General features: G+C 53.5%; 8 protein-coding genes. 1 reads left to right on the top strand and 7 read right to left on the bottom strand.

Going from position 1 to position 11,447, the window contains the following annotated elements; translation table 11 throughout:
* The 4 genes from GX839_00395 to GX839_00380 all read right to left on the bottom strand — a co-directional run.
* The coding region (locus GX839_00395) for an IS21 family transposase (GenBank protein NLB03932.1) at nt 1–250 on the bottom strand (250 nt) is incomplete at its 3' end.
* A 98-nt stretch (nt 251–348) separates the two neighbouring features.
* Nucleotides 349–1,020 (bottom strand): zinc ribbon domain-containing protein, encoded by a 672-nt coding sequence (locus GX839_00390; protein NLB03931.1) that lies wholly within the window; start codon nt 1,018–1,020, stop codon nt 349–351.
* Between the two features lie 451 nt (nt 1,021–1,471).
* Nucleotides 1,472–6,148, bottom strand: a complete 4,677-nt coding sequence (locus GX839_00385) for a heme biosynthesis protein HemY (protein NLB03930.1) — start codon at nt 6,146–6,148, stop codon at nt 1,472–1,474.
* Nucleotides 6,145–7,677, bottom strand: coding sequence for a cadherin-like beta sandwich domain-containing protein (locus tag GX839_00380; protein ID NLB03929.1), 1,533 nt, complete (start codon nt 7,675–7,677; stop codon nt 6,145–6,147). Before GX839_00380 ends, GX839_00385 begins: the two co-directional genes overlap by 4 nt.
* Nucleotides 7,678–8,220: 543 nt before the next feature.
* Between GX839_00380 and GX839_00375 the strand changes: the two genes are divergently transcribed.
* Entirely contained in the window at nt 8,221–8,727 is a 507-nt protein-coding gene (locus GX839_00375) for a dCMP deaminase family protein (GenBank protein ID NLB03928.1), read from the top strand.
* 169 nt (nt 8,728–8,896) lie between these two features.
* Here the strand turns inward: GX839_00375 and GX839_00370 are convergent, their stop codons facing one another.
* From GX839_00370 to GX839_00360, 3 genes are read right to left on the bottom strand one after another with little or no spacing between them, the layout of a single operon-like run.
* Nucleotides 8,897–9,742: an ABC transporter substrate-binding protein gene (locus tag GX839_00370; protein ID NLB03927.1), complete on the bottom strand. Its 846-nt coding sequence runs from the start codon at nt 9,740–9,742 to the stop codon at nt 8,897–8,899.
* Between the two features lie 18 nt (nt 9,743–9,760).
* Complete coding sequence (locus tag GX839_00365; protein NLB03926.1) at nt 9,761–10,417, bottom strand: ABC transporter permease subunit; 657 nt, start codon at nt 10,415–10,417, stop codon at nt 9,761–9,763.
* Nucleotides 10,414–11,445: a methionine ABC transporter ATP-binding protein gene (locus tag GX839_00360; protein ID NLB03925.1), complete on the bottom strand. Its 1,032-nt coding sequence runs from the start codon at nt 11,443–11,445 to the stop codon at nt 10,414–10,416. The genes GX839_00365 and GX839_00360 overlap by 4 nt, the downstream gene beginning before the upstream one ends.
* Nucleotides 11,446–11,447 lie beyond the last annotated feature (2 nt).

The following is an 11,447-nucleotide window of genomic DNA, read 5'->3' as shown; positions in this document are numbered from 1 at the left end:
TGCTGTCAGGTCCCAGGAGTTCCTTGATCGTGTCGTAGTAGACATCAAGGTAGGAGGGTTTGTCCCTTTTACCGTTTGGAAAATCTCCCTCGTAATAACGTTTGGCGGTACGACGGTCACACGACATATCCCGCGCGATCTTGCTCATGTTGGGTTTCAAGTTTGCTGCCTCCAAAATGATCTTCAGTCTCGGCAGATCCGTGAGCGTTTTTACCTCCACGCTTGTATCAAATTTGATCGGATAGTGCATGTTCTTACCTCGAAATAATCTTTGGTAAGAACTCTAAACACTCCCATCACTTTTGTACATTCTTATCTCATCGAAACTGTGCATTTTAAAGCTAGCATTTACACATAGCGCATGACGGACTCCTCCATTAGCCCCATGAAATCCTTGCTGATGGTAAGTTGTCCTTCGTTCACCTTGTACTTCATCTTGGCTACGCTTTCGAATTCGATTATTTTTTTGACATAATCCGGGGCGTCTTTTGAGGCCTCTAACTTCAATGTGCCGTCTGCCTTGAAGATCAATACCATGCCCGGGTCGTAATCTGACTGGCCTTCTCTGTCAACGACAACCCAATTCCCGGAAATGTTGGTATCCTGTCGATCTCCTCTGTGGAGGACGGTCGTGCCGGTAGTGCTCTGAATTTGACTGCTTCCTTCTTTTCTGTTTCTACTTTTGTCTTTGCCTTTTCCAAGGAGAAGGATAAGGGTAAGAGCAAGAGCGGCGATGAGAAGGGCAGCTGTGATAATGCCAATGATCAGGCCGGTTTTTTTCTTCTTCCCCGGTGGGTATTGGGGATAGCCGTAAGCCGGGTAAGGCTGCGGGTAGGGTACTTGGGTGGGGTAGGCGGTCGATTGATCGGGCGGTGGGAAAGCCTGTACCTGAGCCTCAAGGGAAGCTTGGTCAGGGACTTGGGCCGCTTCCCCTTTCTGCTGACCTTTTAGAGGGCTGCCGCACTTGGTACAATAGGCGGCATTTTCAGGGTTGGGATTGCCGCAGTGACTGCAAAACATTTTTTCCTCCTCTTGGTTGCGGGTGTCCTTGAGTCCGAAGATCGGAGCGGTCGCCTGCCAGGGCCCCTGGCAGAAATCTTCTACTCATGTGGCCCGAGTGCCAGGCACCGAAGATGCTTAGTTAAATTAACTGTGGTGCCTTGGGAAAAGCACCCTTTGATTCACTCATCCTGTTGCTCGGTACTGTCTGAAACCTCGCCCATTTGTCTTGTTCGTGAATGCGATTCCTCCGGCTCTTTAAGGAACGAAAAGCCTGACAACCTCGGTGCTCAGCGCCGGCGCCGCCTGACGCAGGCGGTGGTCGACGCAGGCGTTGCTTTTCCGGTAGCGGCCATCCGGCAAATGGTCCGACCAAGAAAAACGCCAATGGCCCAAACAGTGACCTTCCATCCTTGCCATCGTCATCATGGAAGGAATCGACCGGTCTGATCCCTCTGCAGATTCAACAGCTTTAAGAACGCTTCGAAAAGAAGCTCACGATCCCGGAGCCAATGTTACCTACAACGTCGACACCAGTGTTGATCGCACCACCGACAATCTCTACAGTCGTTCCGACCGGATCATTTATAAATTCTTCCAAGGTTTGTCCGGCATTTTCGGCCGCATCACCAAGCCAACCTAAAACCTTTTTTCCATCGCGAATAATCACTGAACCCCCTTGAGCGAAAATATCGACAACTTCATCCCATGTCTTTTCCGCAAGCTCGACGCCGCTTTCAGCGAGATTCCACAAGGTTTCGCCGGCTGCTGCCAAGGTATCCATGCCGTCGGAGATCGCCTGCCAGGTTTTCTCTTTGGCCGCTTGGAGCTGGTCGTCCAGCCAGGCAAGCCCATCTTCCAAAGCCTGCAAGGCAGAGGGTATGCCAACAAGCTGAATGCCGTTCTGGCTGACATGTATCCGAATATCCTTGGGGCTCCCGGCACTCCATAATCCGGGTATGCTGGATGTAGGCGCCATCCTGGCTGCAACGGATAGCTGAGGCAGGTTACCGCTCTTATGGACGGCGACCAGAAAGTTGCCGTTCATGTCCGCTGTAAATTTGGCTAATCCAAAATTCATTCCAAAACCCGCCGTGCCATTCAAGGCAATGAACAAGCCTTTGTTGTTGATGTCGATGCTGGGTCCTGCCCTGTAGATTAAACGCACGATGGAAAAATCGATTTCGGGTCCCAGCGCCAACATCGCGTGCAAGCCAATCACTTGTTGTGTGTCAATGCCCAGAAGCGACTGATCGAAATTATAATGCCCTATCTCCAGCTCCGCCTTTGCCAAGTCTATTTCGCCAAATAAGAACAATTTTGTCGAGAATCCCAAGTGGAAAGGCATGGGTGTTACACACAATTTGGTTTCTTTTGTCTCCAGCAAGGGCGGTATCTTTGGCAGCCAGGTCAAGCTGTTTAAGAAGGGCAACACCGCCGCGGCACTGGCCACTTCGAATTCGGCGGTCCCAAAAAATTCCATTTTGAGCACGTCTTCCATACGGCCGGATTCCAAGGCTTGTGCCATATTGTTCACGCCTCCGCCGAATTCGGACAGTGTAACCGGTATAGGCGTCGTTGTCACCGGTATCTCCGCTTTAATGGACAGGCCGATCTCATCAAGCAACCACCCTTTAAAGGCCAGGTGCGCCTCAAAACCCTTTCCTCCGATCAGCTCAACACCGAGATCCAGCGCAATCTTACTTTCGGCAGTCTTGATTTCGAAGCCGAACTTGTTAATGCTGAGCGCGCTCATGAATTGGAGCCCTTCATCGCTTTCAATTTTGATGGAAAGATCCAAATCGATGGCGTTTTGATCGGCGGTAAAGGACGCGCCCGCCGCAACCGAAAACGGGAGCAAACCTTCGGCTGCCAAGAGATAGTCCTGGAAGGGAAGGTCGAGATTGATCTTCAAAAACGACATTTCCACCTGATCCGGCTGGAGTGTACCGGAATCACAGGATAAATCGATCAGGCCCAAGGAAACCCCCGTGATCACTGTACCCGCACCAGCAGTCAGAGGCTTGGCAATGGGCACGCCTGCCCCGGAAGCTGTCAGCGTGAAAGCCCTCCATGTTCCCAGATACAGATTTGTCTTTTGTCGTTCAAGGAAGACCTTTTTTACCAGAAAACTTTCGGACGCCGGGTTAAATTCAATGTAGGCTTGTCCGCTGGGCGTGAGCTTCAACTGATCCAGGTTACTGAACTGCCAGTTGCCCTCAAGCAGCGTATTGCCATCAAAATGGAGGTAGTCATTGATGGCGGCGCCTGATAAGTTCCATTTCCCGTTGCCGGCATCCTGGATGGAAGAGGCAGTAATGGTCCATGGACCCAGGCTAATGGTGATGAAACCGTCCGCCTCATAGACATAGAGGGTGTCGATGAAGGTGAAAACCCGGCCGCCTATTTCGACACGCATCGAATAGGTGCCTGCGGGCATGCTAACCGGTAAAAAGAACCGGATTTCATGATCGTTCGCGATTTCCAAATAGGTATGCAGGATGGTTCCCAGTCCCAAAAAAGTGATCTTAATATTTTTCGGAGATAAACCTGCAAATCCCTGGCCGAGCAGGTTGACCAGCATGACACCGCTCTGGCCTTTGGCAATGGCATGGCGGTCCAGGCCGTCAACCCTGAGGCTGTCCGAACCCTGCCAGTCGTTAATCTCCTGATACCAGCCTGGCCCATCCGTCTGCCCATCCGTCTGGTCGTCTTGTGAATTCCCGGGTTCTGTACCACCGGGGTCAAAGGGGTCTCCCGTGAAATCGTCTAAATCCAATTCGTCGAAGGTGTAATCGCGAAAATCTTCACTGCTAAGCGACGCATCCGAATAATGCAGGGTACCGATAAGATCCACTCCTTTTCCGGGACCCCGGAAAAAGCCCACCACGACGTCGGTCGGTTTATGCTTGGCCTGAAGCTCGAAAAAACTGTCCGAGGTGCATCCAATTTCAGAGCAGTCGCAGTCAGCAAGAAAGAGTTTGACCTCCCGATAGCGGACGTAATTATAAAAGGCCATAAGACTGTCTACTGACGGGTCAAGGTATGATCCGCGTCCAGCCTCTGCGATCGCTTCAAGGTCCGCGCGTTCCTGCGATTGCCCGACCTCTACGATATGAACGGCCGCGTTGGCGGCAATGGCCGCGGCCCTGACGTATTCAATGCTTTTTTCACCGCCCGCGATTTGCCCCGTTCCGGGATCACCGTTGGTAAAAACAATGACCTGCCCGAACCGAGGAATCGCGGATGTCAGAGGGAAGGTATCCCACTCTCCGCTGACACCCCGCTGACTGATCGCAGTCATCTGGTTCAGGGCCCAGGAGATCATGAAATACATGTCCGGATCAAAGAAGGCATCGCCGGGGTAATCGGCCTTGATGTAAGCTTCCAGCTTGACTTTATCGCTGCTGAATAGAAATGTTTCCATTTCCATATTGCCAAAAAGTTCGATTTTTTCACCGGGTTCGGTGAATTTGAGATTAGGATCCTGCCAGGGCAGTCCCGCTTTATAGACCAGGACATGCTCACCTTCAGGCATGGAGCGTACATAGGCCAAAGCGGCGGTTTTCGCCAGCCCCAGCGCTTTCTCGCTCATCTGCGGACGGCAGTCAATCAGGAGCATGGTGTAGCGTTCGATGTCTTGGGCCGGGGTCATCGAATGGACTCCAAGGCTATAGTGCGAACCAATATTGGTACGGAACTCGAAGTCCGTCCCCTCAGGTTCTCCCTCGGGGAAGCCGGCGCTTCCCTCGGCCATGGTGACATAGAAGCGGAGGTGGCCCGCTTGGGTCATCTCGGGAGCGCAAATGTTGAAAAAGGGCAGGAAATCCGTCCGGATATTTTCACCGGATAATTCCGGGGGCCATTCCGGCTCATCCGGCTCATCCGGCTCATCCGGCTCATCGGTCGTCGTAGTCTCCTCCGGTGGCCGATCGTCCGGACCCGAATCGTCTTGCCCGGTATCTCCGCTCCACCCGTCCCACGAATCGTTCAGATAGTCGTTCAGCATGTTGTTGCCGAGCTCTACTCCCATCAATTCAAGCATGAGGCGCAGGGCCTCAAGCTCCCTCAGGATGGACAAATCTTCAGCACTAAGGTGCAGGTTTGTATTGAGTGCCTGATAGATGATGTCCAGGGCTTTTTCGGGGTTCTTCAGCAACTGGGCATAGATCCTGCCCAAGATCAGATGAAGCCGGCCGCGATTGCTTTTGGCACCCCTCATAGACCAGAGCCTGTCGGCCAGCTTCTGTACCGCATCAAGATCGGAACCGGTCAAGAGGGCGCCAGCCAGCAAACCATCGGGCAAGGCTCCTTCGAGAACAAGCTCAGCCAGGTCAAGAAGGCCAGGGGCTCCGTCATTGATCAGCCAGGAGAGAAGAGCATCCCATTGCTGCTGCCAGACCAGGGACTCGATCAGAAGGTCCCTTGCTTCCTCCCCGCCGGGCTCGTCCATCAGGTCATGCAGTTCCTGATCGATGGCGGTCAGATCGGTCGCATTGGTTTCCGTTTGCTGGGCGTCATGGAGCTGGATTTCTAAATCGCGTACAGAACCGTAATTGTCGGAAGCTTCCTGAATGTCCGGAAGGACACCTGTCTGCTCGTCAATGTTTTGTTTCACCTGTTCGGAAAAAGAACCGGCCGCCTCTTTTACCTCATCTTTTGGCAGCTGCGACAGCTGGTTCCAGGTGCTGATCTCTTCCTCATTGTTTGCCATATTCCAATCTTCGAGGTCATCAGCGGATAGGGTTTGTAATTGTCCGTAGAATTGATCGGCCGCAGCAAGATCGCCGGTCAGCAAGGCCGCCCGGGCCGCCGTAAGCACAGAGAGAGGACGGTCGGGCTGTGCCAAGATGGAATCAATTGCCTTGGCATAGGCTTTTCTCGAATCCCCAGCGGCCAGTGCAGTCAGCGCTTCCTTTTCCGATTGAAGCATTTTGGTGCGCCCCGCTTTTTCAGCATAGCGCCGGATCCCGTCAACCGTCCCCGCTGAAAGACTGGCCAGCATCAAGACGGCCAGTACGATGGCCGTCAGCTTGCCCAGTCTGCGTTGGACGGCCGCCACGATGAAGAGGCCGATCACGGCAAGAAATACCGAAAGCGAAATTTGCATCACGGGCGATTCCAACAATAAAACAAGCACCTCACTCATTTTGAACGCCTCCTTCGATTCGACAGCGCATAGGCCGGAACGACGAGCGCGGCCGCAAGAAGACCTCCGAGAAGCCACCATGGAAAGGATGATGCCAAGTCTCTCCTCGTTACATGAGCTTCATAGGTGGTCGTGTTTCCTGAATCGTTTGTTGCCGTCACCTTTAAAAGATTGATGCCATAGTCAAGCGGCACCTCTTTGCTGAAATTTCCGTTGTCTTTTGTCTCCACGGTTTCGCCGTTAACGGTGACCTGCGCCTGGGATGCATTCCCGGACAAGAGGATCTTCTTTTTGGAAGTGACGATGGCGTCCCAGTCCACAAAAATGCGCAAGGTGGGAGCTATCAGGTCGAGCATGTATGTTTTTCTTTCGGAGACCCATACGCCGTTATCCCCCTCGGCGCTGACCGTGATCCGGTTGGTCCCGTTGTGTACGGGCAAACGTAAAACGCCGTCTCCTGTTAAGGTTCGATCGCTTTGCTGCCCGTCCAGGTCCACGGACAGGGGGACTGTTTTCCCGCCGGTGTCGTAGGCAAGTTCAATGTAGCCATTGGAGGTTGCGGGTTGGTCCGGAAGACTAAAACCAACCAGGGAAGCCAGAGTCATGTCCGCATTGACAAGGAGCGTGTTGGGCAATCCACAGATGCCCTCTCTGATGGATGAGATGGCAATTTTGACAAGCTCCTGGTCGAAGAAGGGAAGCTGTGCCTGTGTCTCTTCGGCCTTGAGCGTGACGGAATGAATGAGCTCATCGTTGGCGTCATAGAGGACCGCGAGGTAGCCGGTAATGGTTTCGTCCGGCGGCTGCCACTCCGCGCGAACCCCATTTTCATGAAGAAAGGCCTTGAGATCTCTCACCAATCCCGGCGCTTCCGGATTGGCAAAAACAAAGGGCAGGGAAGAGGCCGAATGAAAATCGGTAAATCCATTCGTCTCGCATTCGGCATAGACGGTGACCTGCCATTTTTCATAGCTGCTGACATCCTTGCCGGGACATCTAAGGCTCACCTGTTCGCCGGTCAATGAGGCCCCGCTTTGTAAGAGGCGCCCTTTTTGGTACTGACCGTCCAGGGTAAGATAGACATCGTAGCTGCAAGTTTTGTTTTTATCGCCTTTGATGGAAAAATCAACGAGAATATCGCTTCCCTCCTGTCGGGCCGTGACCTTTTCCACAATGAGGGGTAGGTAGAGCTTTTCCGTGATGATGCCAACACGCCCGTTGTCGAATTCCTTGAGTTCTGCTTTCCAGAGCCCTTTTTGTGGGTTTTCGACGCGGAAGATGATAATCTGTTCACTTGTAGCCACCAAGACTCCGTCAGGCGGATCGTCCTGGGGGATCCTGGTGCCGTCCGGCGCAATCAAGGTCGCGCTTAACTCACCCCGCTCCCAACCGATTGTAAACAGGTGGATGGCATCTTCCGTAACCATGGCGATATCGAGCAGCGTCGTTCGGACTTCCTGTGCGAATGCTGAAGGAGCAAAGGACAAGAGGATAAGCATTACTGTAAATAACAAGACGGTGATGCGCATGTTAATCCCTCCCATACATGTTTGTTTTCCATGTCTAAAGTGAAGGCCTGATCATCTGCTGGAAAAGAATTTTTTCGGATGCTCTCCTGGCTGGTTCCGCCGGCGGCGTTGAAATCGCCCACAAAAGGAAAATCAATACTGTCAGAATTGCCACAATGGTTTTGCGCATTTTCATCTCTCCCGCAAGGATGATATCCCTACTCGTCAGGAATAATGCAAGTTCGGCAAATGACCGTATTTCAAACATATGATACTATACTTTATTTGAATAATGAAGTATTTGTCGGCATATCAATGCACTTCGGCATTAAGTTCTGTGCATTGTGCACGAGATTCCGACCTTTATCCGTAAACGATATTCTGTACAGTCAGGCGGCTCGTGGCTCTAAATGGACACAGACTGGGCCGTCATGGATCCGCCGCAGCAGGGGCATTACCGCATAAAAGACCCATTTTTTCTCAGAACCTGGGCCGATCTGGTCCTGGATCGCGGCCGCCTCTGTGTTATTCTAGCAATCAGCAAGAGTATGTGAGGACTGCACCATGAGCGATCAAACCGTCTTTACCCGCCGGGATAAAACCAACTATTACCTGGATCTGGCTGAGGTTGTCAGCGAGCGTTCTACCTGCATCCGCCGCCATTACGGGGCAGTCATCGTCAAGGATGACGAGGTCATCTCCACCGGCTATGTGGGGGCTCCCCGGGGGCGGGCCAACTGCAATGAACTGGGTTACTGCACAAGGGAGCGCCTGCAGGTACCCCGCGGCGAGCGCTATGAACTCTGCCGCAGTGTTCACGCTGAAGCCAATGCCATCATCAGCGCGGCCCGAAGCGAGATGATCGGCAGTTCGCTTTACCTTGTGGGCAAAGAAGTCACAACCGGCGACTACATCAAAGAGGCTTCTTCCTGCGCCATGTGCAAGCGCCTGATCATCAATGCCGGCATCAAATACGTCTATATCCGTGATACACGGGATCAATACCGCAAGATTGAAGTCCAGGACTGGATCGTCAATGATGAATCCATTGAAGGTTCCTACGGCTATTAGCTCTTAACCCCATTCGTTTAAACAGATGTTTCGCTTCTCCCAAAATGGAAGAGGCATGACTTTCTCAGGCTGGCTTGCCCGTCGTTTTGCGTGCGGGATGCCTGTGGCTGATCCCATCATATCAGGAGAAAAAGGAAAGAGGCATCCCGCACAGAGTTAAACGAACGCGCTAGGGTCGGTATTCCTCCGCCAGTTTGTCCGCGACCTCTTTGGTCTGGAAGGCCGGTACGACAGCCCCTTCGTATTTCTCCTCAATATAGGCTTTTACCTTGTCGCTCTGGAGCGCCTCCAGAAGCTTTTGCAGTTCAGGACGCTTGGCATCACCCTCTTTGACGGCAATGATGTTGACATAAGGGCTGGATTCATCTTCAATGGCCAGGGATTCCTTGACCGGATTCAAGCCGTGCTCAATAGCGTAATTCCCGTTGATCACCGCCGCGTCCACATCCTGGTACGTCTCCGGGATGGCAGGAGCATCCATTTCAGTGAATTTCAATCCCTTGGGGTTGTCAACGATGTCTTTCGGCGTCGCGTCACCGACAACACCTTCTTTCAAGGTGATCAGGCCGACTTGTTGGAGAAGCAGGAGGGCACGGCCTTCGTTGGTGGTATCGTTGGGGACCATGATCTCAGCGCCGTCGGGCAGGTCGGACAAGGAGGCATGCTTGGTTGAAAAGAGACCCATGGGTTCAATGTGGATGCCTCCCAGGATTTCCAGTCCGAACTTGCCGACACTGTTCTCGTGGGCAAAGTAAGGGATGTGTTGGAAGTAGTTGGCGTCGATATCCTTGTCCGACAAGGCAATATTGGGTGTAACGTAGTCACTGAATTCGCGGATTTCAAGCGTGATCCCCTGCTCTTTCAGTTCATCGACCACCAGGGCGACGATATCGGCGTGGGGTGCCGGGCTGACTCCGATGACCAGCTTGTCCTGTTTCTTGGAGCAGGCTGACACGGCAATAAGCAGAGTCGCCAGCAAAATAATGGTGAGTATTCCGATAATGTGCTTTTTCATGTTTTTCTCCTTTTGCATTTATAGGGAAGCGACGGGTAAGTCCCGGCGCAAGCTGTTTTCGAGCGCCCTGCCCGCCCATTGGACGAGCTGGACGATCAGGATGATGATGGCAACGGCGATATAGAGCTTCACGGCGTTCCTTCGGTAAAGACCGTAGCGGACAGCCAGGTCGCCCAGGCCTCCGCCGCCGATAGCGCCTGCCATGGCCGAGTTGCCGATGATGTTGATGATGGTGATGGTCACCCCGTTGACCAGGGACGGCAAAGCCTCAGGGATGAGGACGGTTTTGACCAGCTGACCGACCCGGGCGCCGCAGGCCAGGCCCGCGTCCAGGACCCCGGTGTCGACTTCCAGCAGGCTCTGTTCCATGATCCGGGCAACAAAGGGAATGGCGGCAACAGCCAACGGCACGATGGTGGCCGTTGTCCCCGTCGCCCGCCCGATCAGCAGACGGGAAAGCGGGAAGACAACGATCATGAGGACAATGAAAGGCAAAGACCGAAGCACATTGATAATGAAATCAAGGATACGGTAAAGCTGTGGGCGGGGGAGCAGCCCCTCCGGTTTTGTCAGGACGAGCAATACGCCCAGGGGGAGTCCTAACAAAACGGAGAAGAAGCTGCTTGCCCCGACCATGAGGAGGGTTTCCCAGGTGGCTTTGACAAAGTCATTCATGAAACCAAACCTCCCCGCTGAGCGTTGGTCAGCCGCAGGATCTCAACGCCCTCTTTTTTCAGTGCTTCAAGGGCGGTCTCCTCTTTTTCCCGGTCCCCGTCAAATGACACAACCAGGTAGCCAATGTCACCGGTCACCAGGGCATTGATGTTGCCTGCCAGGATATTGACATCCAGCTCGTACTGGCGGGCTAGATTGGAGATGAGGGGCCGCCTGACCGATTCGGACCGGAAACCCAGCCGGTAGACGGGAGCTGAGGTCAATGAAGCCAGGCGCTCCAGGGGGATGTCCTCATCAAATCCACGCACCATGCGGCGGGTCGCGGCCTCCCTGGGCTGCAGGAAGAGCTGTTCAACCGTATTCTCTTCAACCAGCCGCCCCTCTTCCATGACTGCCACCCGGTCGCAGAGCACCTTGGCCACTTCCATTTGATGGGTGATCAAGATGACTGCGATCCCCAGGTCGTCAACTACCTTGCGAAGCATGGTTACCACCAGTTCAGTGTTGACAGGATCCAGGGCCGAGGTCGCCTCATCCGACAGCAAAAGCCGGGGATTCAAGGCCAGGGCCCGTGCGATGGCCACCCGCTGCTTTTGGCCGCCCGACAGTTCGGCCGGGTAGGATTTGGCATGGGCTGAAAGGCCGATGTAGTCAAGCAGTTCGTCAACCCGGGCCTTGATCTCTGTTTTGGATCTACCCCACAAACGCAGGGGATAGGCCACATTGTCCCGGACGGTCTTCCTCATAAAGAGGTTGAAGTGCTGGAAGATGATACCCATCTCCCTCCGCTTGTCGCGGAGCACCTCCTCCGGCTGATCCACCAGGTTCAGGCCGTCAAACCATATTTCACCCTGATCGGGCCGGGTCAGCAGATTCAAGCAGCGAACCAGGGTGGATTTTCCTGCCCCGGACAGGCCGATCAGGCCATAGATTTCGCCTTCGTCGACCGAAAAACTGACTTGGTCCACTGCCCGCAAAGTATCCCCCTCCAAGGGGAAGGACTTGCTCAAATTTTTAACTTCCAGAATAC

This window comes from Fastidiosipila sp., from assembly GCA_012511175.1.
GTDB lineage: Bacteria > Bacillota > Clostridia > Saccharofermentanales > DTU023 > UBA4923.
The sequence above is the reverse complement of the archived record's forward strand: the minus strand, read 5'-3'. Positions and strand labels throughout refer to the sequence as shown.

Coding starts and splice junctions, on each gene's coding strand:
- GX839_00375 (NLB03928.1), top strand. CDS start 8,221: ATGAGCGATCAAACCGTCTTTACCCGCCGGGATAAAACCAACTATTAC.
- GX839_00370 (NLB03927.1), bottom strand. CDS start 9,742: ATGAAAAAGCACATTATCGGAATACTCACCATTATTTTGCTGGCGACT.
- GX839_00390 (NLB03931.1), bottom strand. CDS start 1,020: ATGTTTTGCAGTCACTGCGGCAATCCCAACCCTGAAAATGCCGCCTAT.
- GX839_00380 (NLB03929.1), bottom strand. CDS start 7,677: ATGCGCATCACCGTCTTGTTATTTACAGTAATGCTTATCCTCTTGTCC.
- GX839_00365 (NLB03926.1), bottom strand. CDS start 10,417: ATGAATGACTTTGTCAAAGCCACCTGGGAAACCCTCCTCATGGTCGGG.
- GX839_00385 (NLB03930.1), bottom strand. CDS start 6,148: ATGAGTGAGGTGCTTGTTTTATTGTTGGAATCGCCCGTGATGCAAATT.